This window comes from Mesorhizobium huakuii, from assembly GCF_030160235.1.
Lineage (GTDB): Bacteria > Pseudomonadota > Alphaproteobacteria > Rhizobiales > Rhizobiaceae > Mesorhizobium > Mesorhizobium huakuii.
On record NZ_BSNY01000039.1, the window covers coordinates 1 to 23644 of the forward strand.

The following is a 23644-nucleotide window of genomic DNA, read 5'->3' on the forward strand; positions in this document are numbered from 1 at the left end:
CCCGCCTCGATACGCCGCCCTTCTCAAACCGTCATCACCCATTTTCCGCCATAGCTCTCTGTCAGCTTATCGGGCTCGGAAATCCATGTGGTTCGAAGCCAATCCAAATCCTCAGATACGCTAGAGAGAGCTTCGGGCATTGCGCGGTCTCACATGAACTAAGTAGCCTATGCCCGCAAACGTATGTAGGCGAGTCTCAAGCGATGGATGCCTTGCGCACAAGGCGTCACTGCCGCATGGTCATTTCGGGCCATGGCTCGACAAGCAGCAAGGGCTTTCCCGCGCCGTGGCTTCGCAATGCATGGCGCTGGCCACGGGCGGGCGTCAGGACGCGCGGGATGCTTCGCCTGTGTAGGCCCCCCGCGCCGGTCACGGCAAACGCGCGCTTGGGCCTATTGTTGCCTGCCTGGTTGATCTGTTTCCAGCCGAAGCCGCCAGAACTTGCCTGCGCGTTCATAAACAGCTTTAGGTGTCAGGCTATTGAAGAGCGCCAGCACCTTCTTGCCTACGCAAAGATTTGAGTACTTGTCGAAATAGGCCAGACGTTCGTCGTTGTATTGGAAGAGGTGAGTTGCCGCACCCTCTTGGTAAAGGAAGCCGAATTCCTCGAATTCCTTCAGCATCCACCGGGCGGCCTCATCCTCAGTCATTCTTTTTCGGCGCCTCGTAGAGCTTCAGCGTTTCGGAATCGAATGTTGACGCTTCCCGTGAGGCCCCCTTAAACCAAACACAATCATAACGATTGGAGTTCGAGCTGTTCTCACGAGAGACGGTCATTGCCGGCCCGCCGGACTTGAGTAGCACGATATCTCCGGCCTTGAACTTCTGCGCCATGAAAGACTCCCATAGTTTCTGATAACGTAACCTCGCCTATTGCCGGACTTTCTTCAATCGAACACCCGGCCCACGACTATCACGCCAGCCGCAGTGGTGCATACGCATTAAGCCCGCCGAACGCCAGAACGCGGCGGACGATTCTCCGCCGTGGACGGCGGCCAGTAAGATCGCGCGCTGACGGGCTTGCCAGCGCCATCTTGATCAGGAGTATAATCCTCCCGTTGCGGCGACCCTCAAATGGAGATCGCCATGCCTCAGAAGACCCTCGCCGAAGCCCTGGCTGCCCGCGAAACCTAGCTGCAAGAGTTCAAAGGGGGCGGAGCTTTGAAGCTCAACCATCTGCTTCTCGTATCTGCCATATGCATCAGCGCCGTTTTTTATTTCTCAGCATGGGCCGGTCGAACGCCAGAAGCGGTCGAGCTTCCAAAAATGATCAAACCTGACAACCAGCGGCGTACAGGTAAATTTCTGATCACGCATGACCAAGAAGTACATGGCCACATGGAATCCTTCCCGTTCGTAGTGTCGCAAAGTCGGGCCCCAGCATTCGTTGAACGCAACCCTACCGACGAGGAACTCGCCGTGGCCGCGTCGAGGTGGCGCGGACCATGGCTATCGCCAATTCCTGATCTTGCGCGAATCGCCACCCGCTGCCGGGGAATGCTCGTAAGGGACGTCGCGAAGCCGGCCAATTCTGGGCCGTATGGGTTGCTACGCCGCCTGAACGATCTCGACCAGTTCAACGTCGAACACCAAATCCTTTCCGGCCAACGGATGATTGCCGTCGAGCTTGACGCTGGCGTCGTCCACTTCGACGACTGTTACCGGCATGGGGCGCCCGTCACGGGTTCTGACCTGCAATCGACTGCCGATATCAATGTTGACGTTGTCCGGCACCTTGGTGCGGTCGATGATCACGACCGCTTCGGGGCGTTCGCTGCCGCCTATTCGGTGATATCGGCAACCACAATTTTCGGATTGATCTGCGGCTATTTGATCGAGCAGTTCGGTACCCTCATCGTGCTAGGGGCGCCCACGCCAACTGGCACGACCTGCATTCATCGATGGCGGCCTCGCTGCTACACTCCCACGACCAGCGCCGGATCAAATGCGATGTTCTCGTCATCGTAGCCGCGCGGATTACAGAGAATGCGTGTGCTGCCGACCTTGTAATCACAGCTATCATGCGTGTGCCCATGGACCCAGAGCACGGGTCGATCACTCTCGATCACCTCGGAAAGGTCCGAAGCAAAGGCGGCATTCAGCAGGTCCCCCATGAATCTCGAAGGAATAGATTTCGCGTGGGGGAGGTGGTGGGTGACGACGACGGTCTCGATCGGATCGGCCTTCAACGCGGTATCGATGAACCGACGGGATTCCTGATGCATTCGGAATGCTGTCTCGGGCACGAAACGCTGCCAGGGATTGCGCTGTTCCGCGATCAGCCTGTGGTCGTTCATGCGTTCGCGCGCGTAGATCATGGCGAGTTCCGGATGCCCCTCGATCCGATAGTCCGTCCAGAGCGTCGCGCCGAGAAACCGAACGCCGTCGATCGTAACAAAATCGTTCTCCAGGAGGTGCACATTCGGGAACTGGGCGGCCGCGGCGCGCCCATCTTCCAACCCCTCCCCGATCGAACCCCGATAGAATTCGTGGTTGCCCGCGACATAGATGCACGGCATCGCATGAGCGACATTTTTGCCCAACCAGTGAACGCCGTTGGCGGGGGCGCGGCAAAGGTCTCCCGCCACGACGCAGACGTCGGCGTCCGGGATCGTCAGCGGCTGCCGCAGATCGGCAAATTCAAGATGCAAGTCGGAGAATAGCCATAGCTTCATAGGATCGAAACCTTGGTTTCATTCACGCGGGCGCGCCAAAACTCCACGAATCCTGCAAACGTGACCGCAGTGTTTTGCGACCGTTTGTCGGATCACCCGGGCGTCGCGACGATCCGCTGCTTCACTTCCTGGAGCACGGCGTCGAGTTCAGCTCCCTCCAGCGTCTTTCGTGCCAGCAGGATCTCGCCAAGGAAGTCGATCGCGATCTCCTGGTTGACGACCATTTTTCGGGCGACCGCATAGGCGCTCTCTAGCCGGGCGTTCACCCGCGCCGCCAGTTCGTGGTCGGTCGCGAGCATCGATGCCCGATCCTCGACTTTGCGGTGAAGCAGCGGCCATTTCTTCGAAAAACCCATCACAGTCTCCATGTCGAATGCCAATGCGGTTGCAGCCGCAAGATCACAGGACTCAGAGCCAGATCCGGCGGCGACCGACCCCACGATCACTTCCTCCGCTGCTCGGCCGGCGAGTGCTGCGATGAGAACGCCGGTGAGCACCGCCTCGGTCTGCTCTCTCGGCATGGTTCCGGTGACATATCCGCCTTCCGGCTCCTCGATCGTGATCTTCGCGATGGTTCCAAGATCGAGATGGAGGCGCGCTACCGCATGAGCGGCTTCATGGACGGACGTCCGGAACTGGAGCTGCAGCAATTGCAAGAGCAGAGGGTCTCCGAGAAAACTGTCCGCGCTCTCAATAGCGTCTGCAGCCCTTTCAGCAGAAATGCCGGAGTCACCCGCAGCCTCGACAGCTCTGGTCTTCTTGCTACGATGCTGTCGCGAGGGACGTATGCGACGTCTTTTCATCTTCCAATCCTTTCGATCGTTGCCGTGCCCGATGGAACTGGCTGGCCCTGACGAGCTTCCCGACGATGGTTCATCAATGGTCCGCTCCCTAGTGACTGTTCGCCTGCGGCGGGAGATCGAGAAGACCAGTCGCCTCAAGCCATTCCGCCAACTCGGTACAGGCAGGGTTTGCGTCCATGACGTGGCAGGTCAGCAGTTCGAGGATCACCGTCGGAATCGGCCACCCGGTCGCGATGGCTATGCGGGCATAATGGCTCGTCACCTCGACGGCGATCGCTGGATCCTCCATGTGCGCGGTTCTGTAGTCACAGGAAGCGATGGGGCCGGCCCTGATGAGGGCGAGGCAGCTTTCAGTATGGCCGAGAAGCCCAAGCAGCGTCTCGCTGGCCATGTGCCTGCCGAACGCCAAAGGCCTCGGTAATGCAGGCGCCGAGGGATTCGCCATAGGAATCCCGCGCTCCATCAAGTGCTGCTTTGATCTGCCCCCGGGCTGATGATCGACAAGCGATGATCCTTCCACTTCATTGCGCGGTCGGTGTAGAAAGCCTCTTGCTTCACGAGCTTTCATTCGGTTGCCTCCTGTGTCAGCCTATCGTTGCCGATCGTTTTGACGGGGCCAGCTCATTGCCTGCCCCAATGGCGTTCACGCGCCTCCACAAGCTTCTCGACAAGCCGCTCCAGTTTCCTGATTGACCCGCCCGGCCAGTTGTTGGCCAGCGCAGCGATTTCGAATCCTTCGATCGGTGCCGCCCAGCGCGGGTCGTGCCCCGTCTCGAGGTAGAGCCTTTCGAGAATGCGAGGGGCGAGGAACGGCAACTGGTCGGGGCCCGGCTCCGGAAATCGCAGGATCCGACATCTATCCCGCATCACCGCCGGGACGCTTCCCACCTCGTTTGCTGTCATCAGCCATGACACATGCGAGAGATCGCAGTTCGCTTCGACGTAGGGATCGAACCAGCGCGACGACGTTTCCTTCTCGAGCAAACCGATCAGGACGTCATGGACATTACCATTCTGGCGACCGGTGCCCACCTTCTCGATCTCATCGAGGATGATGGCAGGCCCCGCGCATTCATGCCGGCGCACCGCCATAATGGCGAGGCTCGGTTCACCCGAGGACCATCGCCGCGCGGTGCCGCCGACGGCACTGTCGCTCAAGCCGCCACAGGGAACCAGCTCGTATGGGATCCGGAGTTCCTCGATCAGCCTTCTCGCGAAGCGGGTCTTGCCGCATCCAGGCGGGCCGACCAGGATTGTTGGTCGCACGTATACATGTCTCCCGCCGACGAGACGGTTCAGGATATCGTCGGCCACCGATGCGACCCAGGGGAATTCGGACACAAGCTGCGTGCGAGGAATGGAGAGGTCGGATGCAGCTGGAAGCGGCAGTCCGCGCTGCACGAATTCTTGGAACTCGCCCAACACGCGCTTTCCTTCCGATGTTGTCGCGTTGCCGATGGAAGGAACGACAACCACGGTAGCATTCGGCGCGGGTTTGGTTTCCGCTTCGTCCTTGAGGAGGTACTCGATGTCGTCATCTCTAGACGCCTTCTTGGCCGACGCCTCTTTCGCCTCTTTGTTTGTCTGTTCGTCCGTCAGCCGTGCCTTTAGGATCGCAGACTCGAACTCGGCTTCAAAATTCAGAAGCATCCGGAACAGCGAATGCTGCGGATGCGGGACATGGAAGATTTCGGCGTAGCGCGAAGAGAAGAGAGTACGTGACAGCATACTCCACGCTAGCGCGCGCCAAAGCATTCGCGGGCCTCTGCTCTCGTTGAAGTCGCGCATCGCCATCGATGCCGTTTCGCTCGCCACCGCCGCCGCAGCCTGCGGATCGCCAAACACGGCAAGATAGAATTGACAGCGCAGGCGGCACGCCTCGGCCTGGATTCCCTTTACGGCTTCGGCGGTGCCGAGCGCGGCCTCGACACTTTTGATACCGTCCTCAGATTGCTCGGTCGCAAGGTCGTCGAGACAATTGGCAAGGGGCAAAAGTTCGACGCGACCGCGCTTCTTTATCCGCCGTGACAGGCGGCTTGAATATTCCCGGATATCGTCTTCGAGACGATCGCCAAAGAACGCCATGCCGCGCAGCAACTCGTCCTCACTCGGCAGATGCAAGCCGGCCTTCGCTGCTTTCAGGCGTCGGTCGAAATGACGGTCGAAAGTCGAACCCCTGAATGTCATGGACGACCCTCACGCATCTAGGCCGGACTGTTCGGCAGGACGTCCGAGTCGGTACCATCGCGACAGCGTTCGTGCCCAAGTCCGGTCTTCGGAGAGCAGCCACAAATCTGTTGTGGCGATCAATCTGTCCTGGCCGACGAGTCGGGGATGGCCGGTCGAGAGTCCTGCAAGGCAAGGAACGGCTCGCTGGGCAAGGATCCATCGGTCGAGAATTGGGGCTGCGTCACCCGCCATCGCCTCAGGCGGCACGCCACGGCGGACGCGCTCCATGTCGGCGGTCAATGCGAGAAGACGGTCCATCTGGAAGGTGACCATCTCGTCGGTAGTCGTTTCGCGGCCAAACAGCAGCATTCGAGTGCCTCCATGTTTCGATCAAGGACCCGTTGGATTTCGAATCCTTGATTCGCGAATCAAAGGCACGAGACATACGGCGCCGCGGCTTTGGCGTCCACGACGCCGCTTGGGATTTTTTGGACGCCATTTATCGTTCAAACTCAGGATTCCGCTCAGGACATCTAGAGCGACGGGGCATCTCCGATGTAGGGAGAGCAATGGATGTCCCGAACGAACTTTTAAGGGCAGCGCGCGTTGCGCTCGGCATTGGCCAACGAGAACTGGCAAAGCTCACTGGAGTTGGCCAGCGCACGATCCTACGCATCGAGCGCAATGACGAAACGGTCACTTTGGAGACCCGCCGCCGGTTACAGGACGCTTATGAGGAAGCCGGCGTTACGTTCATTCCTGACGATGGCTTGTCAGGACCTGGGCTTCGTGTGCGCCGGGATATTCTGAAGCAAGGCAAGTTGCGGTTCTGATTTGCATACCGGTGACGGGTGGCTCGACTGATTTCACCGCCGCCGGCTTTGGGAATGCATCCACGTCTTCTTGACCTAAATGCCAATCCCGCGAGTGAGCATGTTCGAGGTCGGCATGAGTACTTAAGGGGCAATTTTTCGCGATCCCGGCGAATGACACTATGCAATGACTCAGGGCCCTCCGTTCACGGCAGGCTAAATTACTGATGCCTTGCGCTGACGCGCTGCGGACCCGAGAGGGTCAAAACGCATACTCCCACTGACACACTACAATCCGGAACCGATCGTGGTGGTGAGTGCCACCGCAGAGCTACTCGACGCAACGCGATTGCACACGAGCCATATTGAGCCCCCTTTTTTGGTAACGCGCTTGCTGAAACTGTCAGACGTCGGGCTCTCAAGGCCCGCCCCCGAAGGGGGCAGGTCCGGGAGCTTGACCTTGAAAGGTCTTGGAAGGGGAAAGGTCGGGAGCTTCATTTGAGGCGCCCTCCCGACCCGCCGTGATACTTGACGATCGAGCGGTCCGGGAGGGCTCGTGTCGTGGTGATGTTGACGCTGTGGGATTGGGAAAAGAGAGCGGAGTATGCTTCGCATACGAATCTTTCAATAGGTCAAAAGCAGCCACTACGATCTGCCGATCGCGCTTGGCCTGATGGCCGCGCTTGGCGCCATTCCGGGCGACATGCTGGCTGGCTATGTCGTGCTTGGCGAACTTTCGCTCGACGGCACGATCGCCGCCGTCGCCGGCGCCTTGCCGGCGGCGATCGGCGCCAATGCCGAGGGCAAGGGCCTGATCTGTCCGTTCGCCTGCGGGCCGGAAGCTGCCTGGGCCGGCAAGGATTTCGACATTCTGGCGCCGCGCAGCCTGATCGCCATCGCCAATCATTTCCGTGGCACGCAGGTGTTGTCGCGGCCGGAGGCCGGTATCCACGCCGCGGCGCGCGACCTGCCCGACCTTGCCGACATCAAGGGCCAGGAAACCGCCAAGCGGGCGCTGGAAGTGGCAGCGGCCGGCGGGCACAATCTGTTGATGGTCGGTCCGCCGGGCTCGGGAAAATCGATGCTGGCGCAGCGGCTGCCGTCGATCCTGCCGCCGCTGGCGCCGAAGGAATTGCTCGAAGTCTCGATGATCGCCTCGGTGGCGGGCGAGCTCGGCGAAGGCAAGCTGACCGACCGGCGGCCGTTCCGCGCCCCGCACCATTCGGCCTCGATGGCGGCGATGGTCGGCGGTGGTCTGCGCGCGCGGCCGGGCGAAGTGTCGTTGGCGCATCACGGCGTGCTGTTCCTCGACGAATTCCCCGAATTCACCCCGCAGACGCTCGATGCGCTGCGCCAGCCGCTGGAGACCGGCGACTGCATGATCGCGCGCGCCAACCACCGCGTCACCTATCCGGCGCGCATCCAGCTGGTGGCGGCGATGAACCCGTGCCGCTGCGGCATGGCCGGCGAGCCGGGCTATCGCTGCCTGCGCGGCGAACGCTGCCGCACCGATTATCAAGCACGTATTTCCGGTCCGCTGCTCGACCGCATTGACCTGCGGATCGAAGTGCCGGCGGTCTCGGCCAGCGATCTCATCCGGCCCGACCGGGCTGAGAAGAGTGCGGATGTGGCGCTGCGCGTGGCGCGCGCCCGCACCTTGCAGCGCGAGCGTTTCGAACGGCTCGGCGTCACCAGCGCCACCAACGCCCATTGCGCGCCGGCTGTGATCGAAGACATCGCCATGCCCGACGCGTCAGGCCTGTCGCTGCTCAAGGACGCCAGCGAGAAGCTCGCCTTCTCGGCGCGAGCCTACCACCGCGTGCTGAAAGTCGCGAGAACACTGGCCGACCTCGACGCCAGCGAAACCGTCGGCCGCATCCACCTGGCCGAAGCGATTTCCTATCGCATGAGTTCGGAGCGCGTGGCGCAGGCGGCATAGGCGAAGGGCATCTGCAGCTACGCCAGGTCCGTCTCTCCGGGCCGATCCGCCTTTGCCCGGATCAATCGGTCGCGGGGATCAGCCTCTGCAGCGTCGGCGCCATGATCATGCCGAAGGTCAAGGTATCGCCGTAGGCTCGCGCGGAAAGCATTGCCCCATGGACGGTCGCCATGAAGGCTTCCGCTTCCACGCGCGGCGCATTCGATATTGTCAGTGTCCTCTGTTCGGCACCGCGCTCGATGACGCCAGTCAGCCAGCCCGAGAGAAACCGAAAATACGCCCGGACTTCCACGGCAACCTCCGGCGGAAGCGCCGGAAGTTCACTGGCAAGCAGCGCGCAGACGCAGAACGGCATGCTCGCATCCTCGATGCACCGAGCCCAGATGCCGGCATAGGTTCGAAGCAACTCGGGCGGCTCAGGGATATCGCGCTCGAGCCCTCCCATGCCCGTCACGGCATCCTGGAGGTAACGCTTGAGCAGGGTCCGCACGAGGTCGACCTTGCTGGGGAAATGGTGATGGATACTGGCCTTGCGGATGCCAACCACCTCGGCGACATCCGCGTAGCTGAATCCATTGTAGCCGCCGGCGACGATGAAGGCTCGCGCGGCGGCCAGGATGTCATCGGCAGTGGTCGAAGGCTTGCTCATGAACGTACCTGCCTTTCCGCAAGGAGACCTTAACTTGCGACCCGCGGCGACTTCCGAAGGACATCGCTGACCGACAACCACACCGCAGACACAAGGAAGTAGAAGGCGCCGAAAGCGGCATAAGGTGCGACGTTGGCAATGCCAATAGCTTCCGTGCCGCCCGCCATCCTTACGAAGAAGAGACCTGCCAGCGCCGACTGGGCGCCACTCAGGATCATCGCCCACTGGGCGCCGTTGGTTTTCCAGCGACGCACCGCCGTCAGGAGCTGAAACAGGCCGGAGACAACGGCCCAGACGCCGTAGACCGAGAGCACCGCGTTCATGCTGTGACCGAGCGCGATGGCGACCGCAACCGTGGCGACGATGCTGACGGCGAAGTTCAGCAATTGCGACTTGTTGCGGCCGAGCCCGCCGGTACGCCGGGCGTCGATGTAATTCGCGAGCGCGTCCCATGCGGGGTAGGCAACCAGCATGGCGGCGGCGAGCGGCGGGCTGCTCTTGGGACGGTAAAGGCCGCCGCGACCCAGGCCGCCGATACGGCAAACCGCAGATAATAATAGCTTTTGAGCCAGCCGTTCGATGACGGCGCGCGGCTTTGATCATTCATTTGTCCAGGCATGATGGGGATCTCTCGTTTCAACTGCCTACCAACTAGTAGGTAGATAACCGACCGTCAAGGCATCGGAAACCGATTGCCGGTCACCCCGACATCTCATTTGCGTGATCGGCGCTGGCTTGTGCCCTCGCTGGCGCCGGGACCAAAAGGCGGACGCTTTAGACGTGTTTTGACTTGCCATGAGCGGCAGCTTTCGCTGGCTGACACTGGCCGGCGCCAGCGAGACGGTCGGACGCATCCATCTCGCCGAGGCGACTTCTTATCGCATGAGCCCTGAGCGCGTGGCGCAGGAGCCACGGCGCTTGCGGCCGGTCCTGCTTTTCAGGTCCTGTCGCGCGCCTTCAGCTCCAGCCGCCGCGCGTGCAGCACCGGCTCTGTATAGCCGTTGGGCTGGCTGGTTCCCTTGAACACCAGGTCGCAGGCGGCCTGGAAGGCGATGGACTTGTCGAAATCCGGCGCCATCGGCCGGTAGAGCGGGTCGCCGACATTCTGGCGGTCGACGATAGCGGCCATGCGCTGCAGGGAATCGCGAACCTGGATCTCCGAGCACACTTTGTGGCGCAGCCAGTTGGCGATGTGCTGCGAGGAGATGCGCAGCGTGGCGCGGTCCTCCATCAGGCCGACATCGTTGATGTCGGGCACTTTCGAGCAGCCGACGCCCTGGTCGATCCAGCGCACGACATAGCCGAGGATCCCTTGCGCGTTGTTGTCGAGCTCGCGCTGGATCTCGTCAGGCGTCCAGTTCGGCCGCACAGCCACGGGCACGGAGAGTATGTCGTCGAGCTTGGCCTTCGGCCGGCTCTTCAGCGCTGCCTGCACGGCGTGCACGTCGACCTTGTGATAGTGCGTCGCGTGCAGCGTCGCCGCCGTCGGCGACGGCACCCAGGCGGTGTTGGCGCCAGCCCTGGGGTGCGCGATCTTCTGTTCCAGCATCGCCGCCATCAGATCCGGCATTGCCCACATGCCCTTGCCGATCTGGGCGTGGCCGGCCAGCCCGCATTCCAGTCCGGTGTCGACATTCCACGCCTCATAGGCGGAAATCCAGGCGGCCTGCTTCATGTCGCCCTTCCGGATCATCGGGCCGGCTTCCATCGAGGTGTGGATCTCGTCGCCGGTGCGGTCGAGGAAGCCGGTGTTGATGAACACCACGCGCTCCCGCGCGGCACGGATCGCTTCCTTGAGGTTGACGGTGGTGCGCCGCTCCTCGTCCATGATGCCCATCTTGATGGTATTCTTAGCCATGCCGAGCAGGGCTTCGACGCGATCGAAGATCTCGACGGCGAAGGCGACTTCCTCCGGTCCGTGCATCTTGGGCTTCACGACATACATCGAGCCGGCGCGGGAATTGGCGCGGCGGCCCTTCGGCCCGACATCGTGCAGCGCGATCAGCGCTGTCAGCGCGGCATCCATGATGCCTTCCGGCACCTCGTTGCCGTCGCGGTCCAGGATCGCAGGATTGGTCATCAGATGGCCGACATTCCTGACCAGCATCAGCGAGCGGCCGGGCAAGCCAAGCTGGCCGCCGGCAGGCGCGGTGTAGGCGCGATCGGGATTGAGCTTGCGGACGAAGCTCTTGCCAGCCTTGACGATCTCTTCGGCGAGGTCGCCCTTCATCAGGCCGAGCCAGTTGCGGTAGACGACGACCTTGTCCTGTGCATCCACCGCCGCGACCGAATCCTCGCAGTCCTGGATGGTGGTCAGCGCCGATTCCAGGACGACGTCGGCGATGCCGGCTGGATCGGTGCGGCCGATCTGGTTGTTGCGGTCGATGACGATCTCGATGTGCAACCCGTTCTTCACCAGCAGCACGGCATCGGGGTTGGCGGCGTCGCCGCGATAGCCGGCGAATTGCCTGGGGTCGGCCAGCGTGGTGTCGCCGGCGCCGGCGCCGAGCTTCAGCGCGCCATGCGCCACCGACAGGCCATTCACCCCCGCCCATTTGCCTGAGGTGAGCGGCACGGACTGGTCGAGAAAATCCTTGGCCCAGGCGATGACCTTGGCGCCGCGCGCCGGGTTGAAACCCTTGCCCTTTTCCGCGCCGCCGGTCTCGGGGATGGCATCGGTGCCGTAGAGCGCGTCGTAGAGCGAACCCCAGCGCGCATTGGCGGCATTGAGCGCATAGCGCGCATTCATCACCGGCACGACCAGCTGCGGCCCAGCGACGACGGCGATTTCGGGATCGACATTGTCCGTCGACACGCTGAAGGCCGGCCCCTCGGGAACGAGATAGCCGATCTCTTTCAGGAAGCCCCTGTAAGCCTCCATGTCGACCGGCGCGCCATTGTCGCGATACCAGCCGTCGAGCTTCTCCTGCATGGCGTCGCGTTTTTCGAGCAGCGCCCTGTTCTTCGGCGCGAGGTCGTGGACGATGGCCGAAAAACCGTTCCAGAACGCATCGGCGGCGATGCCGGTACCGGGCAAGGCCTCGCCAGCCACAAAATCATGCAGCTCGCGGGCAATCCGCAATCCGGCGATCTCGATGCGATCGGTCATCAGGCTACTCCAGATGAAAGGCTTTGCGGGGCGTTTGGCATGTTGAGGTTGCAGGGTCAATTCAGCTTAGGGTGAAGGTGGGGCATTTTGGCAAGTTGGCGAAGGTGGCGACAACAGCGTCCTTCTCCCCGTTCTACGGGGGTGAGGCATGATCCGCATAGCGGACGAAAAGCCAATTGCTTGGCTTTTCGAATGACGAACGCCCGTAGAACGGGGAGAAGGAAGAAGGCTACACCGCGATCCTTGGCCGTCCCGAGGCCACCGCCACGACATGCGCCTCGATGAACATGCGCTGGGCTTCGACGGTGGAAACCTTGAATTCCGTCGCAACGTCGATCTCGGCGCTGTCGGTGCCGGCGTCCCGGGCGCGCTCGGCGACGATCGCCCGCACATCGGCCTCGGCGGCGGCGATCGCAGTCGCTTCGTCGAGGAAATCGCGCACCGTTTCTCCGGAGGCAAGCCGGAACAGCCCTTCCTTGGGCTGGCTGACCCGTGCTTCGGCCGAGACCCTGACCTGGCCGACGACGGCGCCGAGCGCGTTGGCGACATCGGTGTCCTCCGGCACCACGCAGTCATTGCCGACAAGCGGCGCCAGGCCGGCATAGTGCAGCGGCGCCGAGGCGCCGAGGCCGATGACAGGACGGTCGAGCGCGACGCTCAGCCGGGCGATGCCGGGATGGGCGTCGACGGCGCGCTGCACCAGCGCGTGCGCCACCGTCGCGGCGCCATCGAGCCCGTCCTCGGCGAAGGCGGTTTCGAGGATATATTCGGCCGACCAGCGTGTCAGCGTCACCAGCACGCGCTCCGAGATTACCTCCGACGACTCGGCGATAGGCTGGCCACGGCCATCGCGCTTGCGGGCGAACAGCTCGGCGCCGAGGCGGGCGGTGGCTGCATCCCAATTGGCCTGCTTGCCCAGCACGTGCGCCGCGTCCGACGGGGTGAAGCCTGAGATATGCACCAGCCCGCGCGAGACCAGCCGGTTCAAGGTGGCGTTCTGGGCATTCGACGTCAGCAGCCTGTCGAGGGCAAGCGGGGTCGCGCCGATCGCCTCGTAGAGCCGCGCTTCCGGAGCCGTCAGCCCGGCGGCAAGCCTGTCCGGCACGCCGGTGCGCACCGCGAAGCGGCCATCCATGCGGCCGGGGTTGGGCGAACGCAGCTGGCGTTCGAGTTCCGATCTGACGGCGTCGCCATGCGCCATGCCGGCCAGCGCCAGCGGCACCAGGCGGCGCGGCCCAAGCAGGATCCTTGGATTGAACGCGCCGTCCTCCAGCGCCACTTCGGAATCGCCGCCAAGGCCGAAAGTGCGCATGGCGACGGCCTCGACCATGGTGCGGAAACCGCCGACGGTGGCGCCTTCGGGGTCAAGCCGCGGCCGGCCCTTGTCGAGCACGGCGACGTCGGTGGTGGTGCCGCCAATGTCGGAGACCACAGCATTGTCGAGCCCGGTCATGTGGCGGGCGCCGACCAGGCTGGCCGCCGGGCCGGAGAGGATTGTCTCGATAGGCCGCTGGCGGGCGAACGCCGCCGAGACCAGCGCACCGTCGCCGCGCACCACCATCAGGGGAGCGGCGATGTCGCGGGCTTGCAAAAACCCTTCGGTCGCGGCCACCAGCCGGTCGATCATCGAAATCAGCCTGGCGTTGAGCAGGGTGGTCAGCGCCCGTCGCGGGCCGCCGAGCTTGGCCGACAGTTCGTGGCTCGCGGTGACCGGCAGGCCGGTTCTGTCGCGGATCAACTCGCGGGTGGCGATCTCATGCGCCGGGTTGCGGGTGGCGAAATAGGCGCAAACGGCAAAGCCGGACACCGAGGCGCCGAGTTCCGGCAGGGCCTCTTCCAGGCCCGACAGGTCGAGCCTGGCGGCATTGCCGTGGACGTCGTGGCCGCCCGGGCAAAAAACCACCGGATCGGTGCCGAGCGCCGTCTTCAGCCCGTCGCGGGCGAGGTCGGCTTCGGAAAAGCCGATCATGACGAGCGCGACGCGGCCGCCCTGGCCTTCGACCAAGGCATTGGTGGCAAGCGTCGTCGACATCGAGACCAGCTTGATCGCGGCCGGATCGGTGCCGGACTTTTCGAGCACCGCGTCGACGGCGCCGGAAATGCCGACGGCGAGATCATGCCGCGTGGTCAGCGCCTTGGCCTTGGCCAGCACCTTGCCCTTGTTCGGCCCCTGCTGCGGCCCTTCGGTCTCGGACCACAGCACGGCGTCGGTGTAGGTGCCACCGGTATCGATCCCGAGGAACAGCGGCTTTGGCTTGGTCTTGGCGGTCATTTGGTAGGTCCGAGAGTTCTTCTGCCCCGCCCCTTAGCCGATACGGGCCTACGGATAAAGGCGCGAGCGCTGGGCCAACACGCGATGGCCGCAATACGAGCCCCGATCCCCCCGAGAGAGGATCGGCGGCTTTGACCGCAACGCCAGGGACCATCTCTCCCGCCCACGCAATAGGTCTTCTTGCGTTGGCGGGAGAGGGTCTGGCGAGGATGCCGCTATTTGGCTGTGACAATGCCCTTCATCGAGCTGTGGATCGCACAATGGAATGGATGTGCGCCGGCAGCCGATACCTTGACCTTGGCGCTCTTGCCGGTGGCGAGATGGCCGGTGTCGAAGGAGCCATCGAGCGCAGTGGCGGTGTGGGTCATGGGGTCGGCATTGGTGAAAGTGATGGTATCGCCAACGGCGACCGAGATTTTCGACGGGTTAAACTTCATGCCCTTGATCTGGACCGCATGATTGGCGGCATAGGCGGGCATGGCAAAGGCAAGCAGAGCAAGAACGAGCATGGTGCGCATGGTGGATTTCCTCCTGAACGCGAACCCTCATCCTACACCAACGCTGGCGAACGGCCTTTTATGCCACGAAGCCGATCTTCTTATGCGTATTGTCACAAAACGGCTTGTTGGCCGAGTGGCCGCAGCGGCAGAGGAAGGCGCGTTGCGTTCGGTCGATCGTGTGGCCGGTGCCGGTGACGATCTCGACATTGCCTTCGAGCTTGAGCGGGCCGTTGGCGGTCGGCGTCACTTTCAACGGGCCGTTGCGCGCTTCGAGCGCCGGCGTGTCCTTCAGCGGAGGTTCGCCGGTGGCGGCGAAGCCGGCCTTGTTGTGGCTGCCGTCGCAGAACGGCTTGTTTTCCGACGCGCCGCAGCGGCACAGCGTGGCGCGATAGAAGGTTTCGCCGTCGAGCACGATCTCGGCGTGCACGGCGAGCGGGCCGTTTTCGCGCAGCCGCACGGTGTTGACCACCGGCGGCTGTTCCTGCGGCCCGCCATCCTTCCTGACATAGGTGATGGCGCCGGACGGACAGCTTTCGGCTATGGCAACGATCTTCTCGACGCTGGCCGCATCGGGATGGATCCATTGCCCCGGCGCGTTGGGCTCGAAGACATGCGGATCGCCGAGCACGCAGTTGCGCGAATGGATGCAGCGCTTGCCGGCGAAGCCGACGTCGATCTTCTCACCTTCGACCGTGCCTGCCATTGCCGTGCTCCTCTTGCCTGGGCGCGTCGCGGCTGAACAGACGCGGCGCGCTTTGGGTATCGGCACAGGCTATGGCTCCCATGGGGAAAACCGTCAAGCTGGCAAACCGGTCAGGGGACGAGATTGATCTCCTCGGTCTCGCCGCCGCTGCAGGTGTAGCAGCAATCCTCGCATTTTTCCTTGTTGCCGGGTCCGACGCCCCAATAGGTGCCCTCGTCGCCATCGACCCAGGCGCCGTAGCAGATCGATTCGCCTTCGTTGCAGGAGATCGGCAGCGACTTGGTCTCGCCGTCATCGAGATAGAAGTCCTTGCCGTTGCCAGGCCAGACATAGTCTCGGTCCTGGCTGTAGAGCTCGAGCCGCATGGCGTTGGGATGGCTGTTCTTGATGGCAAAGGTGACGTCGCCGGCATGGGCGGCTGGTGCAAACAGGATGGCAAGCGAAAACGCGGCGGCAAGCCGGCGCGCTGGTGTCAAAGACATGGAAACCCCCGATGAAGAATCGGCCCCCACGGCCGATCGGGTCATCATGCCATGACAAGGGCCGACGCTAAAGGGATGATGGCGACAATCGCTGATATAATCGCTGGAGCTAAACGACCAGAGCTCTTTGTTTTGACGCAATTCCCTAGGGAAAGCGCTACGCGCTTTTCCCGGGAAAACCGCTCACACTTTTCCTGGAATTGCTCTAACCCGCGTCATCGCAGGCTTTTGCCTAGCGTTGCCAGAAGGGCAGCTTGGCGATCTCTTCATCGACCTGCCGTGGGGTCAAACCGATATCGTCGATCAGATGCGGGTTAACTTCCGAGATCCGCTTGAGGTCCCAGCGAAAGCGTGTCTGTTGACGCCAGGCCGCGATGGTGTTCCGCAAGGTGGCAAGGCTGTAGCGCCGGCGCGATGTCTGCCCGACACACAGTCCCCGCCGCACTGCCTGATGCGGGGCCGATGCAAGAATATTGGTCATGACAACCTCCATATGGTTGACGCCCACAGGCTTGAGAATGGGCGGCCTTTGATCTGAACGAGGTTGAATTCTGCAGGATATGGAGGGCGCCGTAATTAAGCCCTGCCAAATAGTTCTCAAAAGTTCCAAACAGACCCTAACGCGTTGTTTTGGCGTCATTCCCTGGGAAGAGGCGGTACGCTTTTCCCGTTGAAACCGCCTCACACTTTTCCTGGATTTGCTCTATAGATGCGCCCTATGCAGGGATCGCGCTTTGCCTTTGGTCCGTTCGTGCTTGATCCGGGTGCGGGAACGCTGCTTCGGAACGACGATCCCGTCGCCGTCGGCTATCGCGGCCTGAAGCTGCTTGCCGCACTCGTCGGACGGCCCGGCGAAATCCTGGAGAAGGCCGAGCTGATGGACGCGGCGTGGCCGGGCACGGCGGTCGAGGAGGGCAACCTCACCGTCCAGATCGCGCAGCTGCGCAAGCTGCTTGGTCCGCCCGCCGATGGCGGCGAATGGATATCGACGGTGCCCCGCGTCGGCTACCGTTTCACGGGCGCCATCGAACAGCTTGACCGGGCGAAACGCAAACCCTTGCCGCTGCCCGACAAACCATCGATAGCGGTGCTGCCTTTCGTCAATCTCAGCAACGATCCCGAACAGGAGGCCTTCGCCGACGGGTTGACCGAAGATTTGATCACCGATCTGTCCAGGGCCCCGGGCCTGTTCGTCATCGCGCGCAACTCGACCTTTGCCTACAAGGGCAAGGCGATGGACGTGCGCGCGATCGCCGAGGAGCTTGGCGTGCGCTATCTCCTGGAGGGCAGCGCCAGGCGCGCCGCGGGGCGCGTGCGCATCAACGCACAGCTGGTCGACGCCAAGAGCGGCGAGCATCTGTGGGCCGAACGCTTCGATCGCGGCCTGGACGATATCTTCGCCGTCCAGGACGAGGCCACGGCCAAGATCGTGGAGGCGCTTCTCGGCCGGCTACGGCCGCCGCCACCACGCAACCGGCCGACAAATCTCGAGGCCTACGATCTGTGCGTAAGGGGGCGCAAGCTGATCGAGGAATCACCGCAGACCGCACGGGAAGCGCATCTGCTGTTGACGCGCGCGGTGTCCCTCGATCCGGACTATGCCGAAGCCCATCGCTGGCTTGCCATGAACCATTGGATGGGATGGGTGCATTGGGGCGAGCCCGTCGACCCCAACCGTCGCATCGCGCTGGAACTGGCGCGCAAGGCGGTGGCGATCGATCCCAATGATGCCGGCTGCCGTTGGGTGCTCGGCAATTTGCTCGCCTATGAGCACAGCTTCGAGGAGTCGGAAGCCGAATTCGCAAAGGCGTTCGAACTCGACCCGAACGAGGCCGACGCTTGGGCGACCTTGTCCGACATCGCGGTTCTGGCCGGACGGGTCGAGGAAGGCCTAGAGCATATCCGCAAGGCGTTCCGGCTCAACCCCTATCCGGCCAGCTGGTACTATCTGACGCTCGGCGAGGCGCAATATGCGGCGCGCGATTACGAAGCCGCCGTCGAGACCTTGCGCCGGGAGGAGACCTACCGGACGAGCTCACGCCGCTTCCTGGCGGCGAGCCTGGCGCAACTCGGCCGGCTCGACGAAGCGCGCGCCGAGGTCGAAATGTTCCTCATCGGCAACCCGCATTTCACGACCAGCTACTGGGTCTGGACGGAGCCCTTCCGCGACGACGCTATGCGCGATCATTTCGTCGATGGTTTTCGCAAGGCCGGTCTTCCGGACTGACGCGACCTCCTGCGCGCAGGCGCGCCAATCACGGCACCAGGTCGATCGTCTCGGTCGTGTGCTCCACGCAGATGAAGCAGCAGGTGTCGCAAGGCTGGTCGTTGTCAGGCCCGACGCCGGCCGAAATCCGGTCATTGCCGTCGACCCAGGCGCCGTAGCAGATGCGCTCGCCCTGATTGCAGGAGAGCGGCACCGATTTCTGGGAATTCGGGTCGATCAGGAACACCTTGTCGTTGCCCGGCCAGACCGTTTCGCGGTCGCGGCTGAACAGCTCGACCGCAACCGCTTCCTTGCGCAGGTTCTTGACGAAGAAGGCCATGTCGGCCGCCTCGGCCGAATTGGCGCAGACGAGTGCAGCGAGCACGGCCAAACGAAACAGCGTCACGGTCGGACCTCCCGAATCACCGCCGCAGAATCGCATGGCCGCCCATGCCTGTCGCTCGCTTTTGGAACTATTTCCCCGAAGGACCTTCCGCCATGATCTCCCGCCCCAGCCGCACCGTTTCGCCGACGAGAAGATCGAGATCGTCACGCCTTGTGCGGTGGTTGGCGATCGCCACGCGCAGCCAGTGTTCGCCATGCACGGTGGTGTCGGAAAGGACGGCAATGCCCAGTTCCTGCAGCCGCAGCATGATCTCGGTGTTGAGCGCCTTCAGCGCCTCGCCGGTGACGCCGGGCTGGTAGCGGAAGCAGACGATGTTGATGGTCGGCGACATCGCCAGCTCCAGCAGCGGCTCGGCCTCGATGAGTGCGGCGAGATAGGAGGCTTGCGCGATGTTCTGGTCGATGAGGCGACCGAATTTGTCGACACCATGTTCCTTCAGCGCCATCCAGACTTTCAGCGCGCGAAAGCCGCGCGAGGTCTGCAGGCCGTAATCGTGCAGCCATTCGCCGGAGGCGAGGCCGCGCGGCGTCGATTCCAGATATTCCGGCGTCACCGCGAAGGTCCGGCGATGCGCGACGGCATCCCTGACCAGCGCGCAGCCGACCTCGAACGGCGCATGCAGCCATTTGTGCGGATCGAGCGCGACGGAATCGGCCCATTCGATGCCGGCAACGCGGTGCGCATTGTCGGGCGCGATCGCGATCAGCGCGCCGATGCAGCCATCGACATGGAACCATAGGCCTTCCTCATGCGCGAGTTTGGCAAGCGCGCGCAGATCGTCGACCGCGCCGGTGTTCACCGTGCCGGCATTGCCGATGACGCAGGCCGGCTTGAAACCGGCTTCGCGGTCTTCAACGATCGCCGCACGCAAGGCCGGTATATCGATGCGCAAGCCGGCATCCGTCGGGATGCGCCGCAGCGCCCTGTTGCCGAGGCCGAGCGCTTCCATCGCCTTGCGGTGGCAGGAATGGATCTGGTCCGAGCCATAGAAACGCAGCGGCTTTTGGATTGCGGCGACGCCGTGCTCGCGCACGTCGATACCGGCCTTGGTGTTGCGCGCCACGGTCAGGCCGATGATGTTGGCCATGGAGCCGCCGCTGACCAGCGTGCCGGAGGCGGAAGCCGGAAAGCCCAGCATCTGCTTGCACCAGTTCACCACCTGGCTGTCCATCAGCCCGGCGGCGTGGTTGCCGCCGCCGAGATTGGAGCCCTGGATTGCCGCCAGGAAGTCGCCGAGCGCGCCGGTGAAGTTGCTCGACCCCATGTACCAGGCCCAGAAGCGTGGATGGATGTTGCCCATCGGGTACGACATCACCGTGCGCGTGACCTCGTCATAGACAGCGGCCAGCGGCACCGGCGATCGCGGCAAGGGTGCCGCGAAGGCTTCTCGCACCTCCGCCGGCATCTCGCGCCAGGCCGGCCGGTCCCTGACATCGCCGAGGTAGTCGACGGCATCGTCGATGATCTGGTGCGACAGGGCTTGCACCGCGGCCCAGTCGGCGGGGTCGAGCGTTTCCTCGGCCAGCATGCCGAGGGTTTCCTGCGCGATGTCCATGGCCGGTCTCCCGTCAAGCCGCCGGGAACTGGCAGCCGGGCGTCGAGCGCGACAGCGCCATCTCCTCGGCATCCATCTCGGCCTCGATGCCGTCGAACAGCGGCGTCGACATGTAGCGCTCGCCGGTGTCGGGCAGCATGCACAGGATCACCGATCCGGCCGGCGCCTTCTCCGCGACCTGCCGCGCCACGGCAAAGGTGGCGCCGCCGGAAATGCCGGTGAAGATGCCTTCCTTCTGCGCCAAGGCCTTGGCCCATTTGATGCCTTCGGGTCCGGCAATCGGCGTCACCTCGTCATAGAGGCTGGCGTCGATCGCTTCCTGCAGCACGTTGGGGATGAAATCCGGCGTCCAGCCCTGGATCGGATGCGGCTCGAAGGCCGGGTGGCTGGCGGCGGGGGCGCCATGGACACCGCGCTGCTGCGGCTTGCCGCTGCCGATCAGCTGGGCATTGGCCGGTTCGGAGAGCACGATGCGGGTCTCCGGCCGCTCGCGGCGCAGCACGCGCGCCACGCCGACGACGGTGCCGCCGGTGCCGTAGCCGGTGACGAAGCAGTCGAGCCGCGAGCCGGCGAAATCATTGACGATCTCGCGTGCCGTGGTGGCCTCATGGATGGCGGCGTTGGCCGCCGTCTCGAACTGGCGGGCGAGGAACCAGCCATTGGCCTCGGCCAGCTCCACCGCCTTCTTGTACATGCCGAAGCCCTTTTCGGCGCGCGGCGTCAGCACCACCTTGGCGCCGAGCATGCGCATCAGCTTGCGGCGCTCGACGGAAAAGCTGTCGGCCATGGTGACGACCAGCGGATAGCCCTTCTGCGCGCAGACCATGGCCAGCCCAATGCCGGTGTTGCCGCTGGTCGCCTCGACCACGGTCTGGCCGGGCTTCAACGCGCCGCTGCGCTCGCCCTCCTCGATGATGTTGAGCGCCAGCCGGTCCTTGACCGAAGCGCCGGGGTTGAAGAACTCGGCCTTGACGTAGATCGTCGCATGGGCCGGTCCGAGATTGTTGATGCGCACCACCGGCGTGTCGCCGACTGTGTCGAGAATGCTGTCGAACAGGCGACCGCGACCGGCGGTGGTTCTGATTTTCCGTTGCTGCAACATGGAAGAACTCCTTGTCTGTGCTCGTTGTCGTCACAGGCCGGTTACAAACCGGCGGGTTGGGCGGCGAGGTTTCGAGACCTTGCCACGCTAGGCTGACGTGCCGGCGATGCGGCAACAGCCGCATCCGGCGCGATTCGCCGCCGGATGCGTCGTGTCGTGTTTGGTGATAGAACATGGGCCGACGGGCCAACGTGGGAGCAGGCGTGGAAACGCACGTGGAATCCGCACCATCGAGGCTGGACGGCGATGGGCCGCGCCTGACCGTGCGCCTGCTCGGACCACTGGAAATCCTGCGCGATGGCGTGCCCGTGGCGCTGCCGGCATCGCGCAAGTTGCGCGCGCTCCTGGCCTATCTGGCGCTGGCGCCGCACGCCGTAGGCCGCAGCCGCCTGTGCGAACTGTTGTGGGATGTGCCCAACGATCCCCGCAGCGAATTGCGCTGGTGCCTGAGCAAGCTGCGCGGCGCTCTCGACACGCCGAACCGGCGCCGGGTCACCACAGAAGGCGATACGGTCGCGCTCGATCTCGAAGGCTGCCTTGTCGATGCGCTGGAGATCAGCCATGCCGCCGCGCAAGGGATCGCCACGTTTGATGTGGAACGGCTGCTGGCGCTGGCAAAACTCTTCGCCGGCGATCTGCTCGAAGGGCTGGAGCTGGTGCGGAGCCCGCTTTTCGACGGCTGGCTGGTCGCCCAGCGCCGGCGTTTTCAAACCTGCCATGCCGCCATATTGGAACAGCTTGCCGTAGATCATCCGGCGGGCTCCCCCGAAATGTCCACGCATCTCGATAAATGGGTCGAGCTGGCACCATTCGACACGCGCGCGCATCTGGCCTTGCTGTCGAATCTGGCGGAGCGCGGCGCCGTTGGCGCGGCCGAGGAGCATCTGGCTTCGGCGGAACGGCTGTTTCGGTCCGAGGACCTGGATTTCGCGCCACTTCGCGCGGCCTGGCAGGCAATCCGCGATCGACAGTCCGGCACCTCGCTCAAGGCGCAACCGGCCGGCCCGTCCACGCTGCCGCAATTGGTGGTCCCGTCAGGTGATGCCGGTCCGGTCGAACCCAGCCACGCTTCGCTGGCGGTGATGCCGTTTGTCGACGAAAGCGGCGCGCGCGGCGGGCTGGCCGACGGGTTCACCCACGACATCATCACCCGGCTTGCCAAGCTCAGGGATTTCTTCGTCATCGCGCGCGGATCGGTGTTCGCGCTGGCCGAGAAAGCCATCGCACCGGAGGAGGCCGGCAGAAAGCTCGGCGTCGATTATGTCGCCACGGGCACGGTGCGCAGCATGACCAGCCGCCCGGTCGTCAGCGTCGAGCTGGTCGAGGTGCGCACCGCCAGGATCGTCTGGGCGGAGACCTTCGAGCGCAGGCCCGACGACCTCTTCGCCGTGCTCGACGATATCGGCGACAGCATCGTGTCGTCGATCTCGGCCGAGATCGAGACGGTCGAGCGCAACCGCGCCATGCTGAAGGCGCCCAACTCGCTCAATGCCTGGGAGGCCTACCATCGCGGCCTCTGGCACATGTACCGCTTCACCCAGGCCGAGAACGAGCAGGCGCGGCACTTCTTCGACAAGGCCCTGCAGCTCGACCCGACTTTTGCCCGCGCCTATGCCGGCCTGTCCTTCACCCACTGGCAGAATGCCTTCCAGCGCTGGGGCGACCGCGACCGCGAAAGCGCGCTGGCCTATGAGAGTGCTGGCCACGGCCTGCTGGTCGACGACCACAATCCGGCCGCGCACTGGGCGATGGGCCGGGCGCTGTGGCTGCGCGGCGAGCAGGACGGGTCGCTCGCCGAACTGGGGCGGGCCGTGGATCTCAGCCCGAATTTCGCGCTCGGCCATTACGCGCTGTCCTTCGTCCACTCGCAGTCGGGCGACCCGCGGGCGGCGATAAGCTCGTCGGACCATTCACGGCATCTCAGCCCCTTCGACCCGCTGCTGTTCGGCATGCTGGGGTCGCGCGCCATGTCGCATGTCCGGCTCGGCCAGTTCGAAGAGGCGGCCGAATGGGCGCTGAAGGCGGCGGCGCGACCCAATGCCCACACCATCATCCTGGCGATCGCCGCGCACTGCCTGGCGCTTGCCGGCCGGCTCGACGAGGCGCGCGGCTTCGCCGCCGCCATCCGCCGGACATTGCCTGATTACCGCGCCGACGATTTCATCGGCACTTTCCGCTTCGACCCCGATGCCGAGGCGCTGTTCCGGCAGGGCGCGAGGCGCATCGGGCTCAACTGATTTCGCGCTTGCAGCCCCGTTAACG

General features: G+C 63.7%; 21 protein-coding genes and 2 pseudogenes. 4 read left to right on the forward strand and 19 right to left on the reverse strand.

The features are described 5' to 3' along the window. Positions 1-392 precede the first annotated feature (392 nt). The 8 genes from QQK95_RS20390 to QQK95_RS20425 form a co-directional block, all read right to left on the reverse strand. Positions 393-650 (reverse strand): DUF6953 family protein, encoded by a 258-nt coding sequence (locus QQK95_RS20390; protein WP_284276008.1) that lies wholly within the window; start codon positions 648-650, stop codon positions 393-395. After that, positions 643-834 carry a YodC family protein gene (locus QQK95_RS20395; RefSeq protein ID WP_284276010.1) on the reverse strand — a complete coding sequence of 64 codons (192 nt, stop codon included), beginning with the start codon at positions 832-834 and terminating at the stop codon, positions 643-645. Before QQK95_RS20395 ends, QQK95_RS20390 begins: the two co-directional genes overlap by 8 nt. Positions 835-1548: 714 nt before the next feature. Next, on the reverse strand, positions 1549-1755 hold the full coding sequence (locus tag QQK95_RS20400) for an FKBP-type peptidyl-prolyl cis-trans isomerase (protein WP_284276012.1): 207 nt from the start codon (positions 1753-1755) through the stop codon (positions 1549-1551). Between the two features lie 161 nt (positions 1756-1916). Further along, positions 1917-2675: a metallophosphoesterase gene (locus tag QQK95_RS20405; RefSeq protein ID WP_284276013.1), complete on the reverse strand. Its 759-nt coding sequence runs from the start codon at positions 2673-2675 to the stop codon at positions 1917-1919. A gap of 92 nt (positions 2676-2767) precedes the next feature. After that, complete coding sequence (locus tag QQK95_RS20410) at positions 2768-3331, reverse strand: ATP-dependent metallopeptidase FtsH/Yme1/Tma family protein (RefSeq protein WP_284276015.1); 564 nt, start codon at positions 3329-3331, stop codon at positions 2768-2770. A 235-nt stretch (positions 3332-3566) separates the two neighbouring features. Then, positions 3567-3869, reverse strand: coding sequence for a hypothetical protein (locus tag QQK95_RS20415; protein ID WP_284276016.1), 303 nt, complete (start codon positions 3867-3869; stop codon positions 3567-3569). Between the two features lie 230 nt (positions 3870-4099). Continuing rightward, complete coding sequence (locus QQK95_RS20420; protein WP_284276017.1) at positions 4100-5665, reverse strand: AAA family ATPase; 1566 nt, start codon at positions 5663-5665, stop codon at positions 4100-4102. A 9-nt stretch (positions 5666-5674) separates the two neighbouring features. Then, on the reverse strand, positions 5675-6016 hold the full coding sequence (locus QQK95_RS20425; protein WP_284276019.1) for a DUF6634 family protein: 342 nt from the start codon (positions 6014-6016) through the stop codon (positions 5675-5677). 32 nt (positions 6017-6048) lie between these two features. On the opposite strand from QQK95_RS20425, the gene QQK95_RS20430 reads away from it, so the two are divergent. After that, positions 6049-6480, forward strand: a complete 432-nt coding sequence (locus tag QQK95_RS20430; protein ID WP_284276021.1) for a helix-turn-helix domain-containing protein — start codon at positions 6049-6051, stop codon at positions 6478-6480. Between the two features lie 613 nt (positions 6481-7093). Next, positions 7094-8398: pseudogene (locus QQK95_RS20435) on the forward strand (YifB family Mg chelatase-like AAA ATPase); the annotation flags it as partial. A gap of 61 nt (positions 8399-8459) precedes the next feature. Here QQK95_RS20435 and QQK95_RS20440 read toward each other — a convergent pair. From QQK95_RS20440 to QQK95_RS20475, 8 genes and pseudogenes are all read right to left on the reverse strand, one after another. Beyond that, entirely contained in the window at positions 8460-9047 is a 588-nt protein-coding gene (locus tag QQK95_RS20440; protein ID WP_284276023.1) for a TetR/AcrR family transcriptional regulator, read from the reverse strand. A 29-nt stretch (positions 9048-9076) separates the two neighbouring features. Beyond that, positions 9077-9666: pseudogene (locus tag QQK95_RS20445) on the reverse strand (DUF308 domain-containing protein). A gap of 318 nt (positions 9667-9984) precedes the next feature. Beyond that, a complete protein-coding gene (locus QQK95_RS20450) occupies positions 9985-12156 on the reverse strand; it encodes a malate synthase G (protein ID WP_284276025.1) in 2172 nt (723 codons plus the stop codon). 229 nt (positions 12157-12385) lie between these two features. Next, positions 12386-14428: a hydantoinase/oxoprolinase family protein gene (locus QQK95_RS20455; RefSeq protein ID WP_284276027.1), complete on the reverse strand. Its 2043-nt coding sequence runs from the start codon at positions 14426-14428 to the stop codon at positions 12386-12388. A gap of 215 nt (positions 14429-14643) precedes the next feature. After that, a complete protein-coding gene (locus tag QQK95_RS20460) occupies positions 14644-14946 on the reverse strand; it encodes a cupredoxin domain-containing protein (RefSeq protein WP_284276029.1) in 303 nt (100 codons plus the stop codon). Between the two features lie 58 nt (positions 14947-15004). Beyond that, positions 15005-15631, reverse strand: a complete 627-nt coding sequence (locus tag QQK95_RS20465) for a CDGSH iron-sulfur domain-containing protein (protein WP_284276031.1) — start codon at positions 15629-15631, stop codon at positions 15005-15007. A gap of 110 nt (positions 15632-15741) precedes the next feature. Continuing rightward, on the reverse strand, positions 15742-16113 hold the full coding sequence (locus QQK95_RS20470; RefSeq protein WP_284276033.1) for a hypothetical protein: 372 nt from the start codon (positions 16111-16113) through the stop codon (positions 15742-15744). 232 nt (positions 16114-16345) lie between these two features. Then, on the reverse strand, positions 16346-16594 hold the full coding sequence (locus QQK95_RS20475) for a DUF1127 domain-containing protein (RefSeq protein WP_284276035.1): 249 nt from the start codon (positions 16592-16594) through the stop codon (positions 16346-16348). A gap of 228 nt (positions 16595-16822) precedes the next feature. Here QQK95_RS20475 and QQK95_RS20480 point away from each other — a divergent pair, with 228 nt between their 5' ends. Continuing rightward, on the forward strand, positions 16823-18340 hold the full coding sequence (locus QQK95_RS20480) for a winged helix-turn-helix domain-containing tetratricopeptide repeat protein (protein WP_284276037.1): 1518 nt from the start codon (positions 16823-16825) through the stop codon (positions 18338-18340). Between the two features lie 28 nt (positions 18341-18368). Here QQK95_RS20480 and QQK95_RS20485 read toward each other — a convergent pair whose 3' ends face one another. From QQK95_RS20485 to QQK95_RS20495, 3 genes are all read right to left on the reverse strand, one after another. Continuing rightward, positions 18369-18725 (reverse strand): hypothetical protein, encoded by a 357-nt coding sequence (locus QQK95_RS20485; RefSeq protein ID WP_284276039.1) that lies wholly within the window; start codon positions 18723-18725, stop codon positions 18369-18371. A gap of 67 nt (positions 18726-18792) precedes the next feature. Next, positions 18793-20280, reverse strand: coding sequence for a pyridoxal phosphate-dependent decarboxylase family protein (locus QQK95_RS20490; RefSeq protein ID WP_284276041.1), 1488 nt, complete (start codon positions 20278-20280; stop codon positions 18793-18795). Positions 20281-20293: 13 nt separating this feature from the next. Further along, positions 20294-21382, reverse strand: coding sequence for a PLP-dependent cysteine synthase family protein (locus QQK95_RS20495; protein WP_284276043.1), 1089 nt, complete (start codon positions 21380-21382; stop codon positions 20294-20296). Between the two features lie 173 nt (positions 21383-21555). On the opposite strand from QQK95_RS20495, the gene QQK95_RS20500 reads away from it, so the two are divergent. Then, a complete protein-coding gene (locus QQK95_RS20500; protein WP_284276045.1) occupies positions 21556-23619 on the forward strand; it encodes a transcriptional regulator in 2064 nt (687 codons plus the stop codon). The last annotated feature ends 25 nt before the right edge of the window (positions 23620-23644 follow it).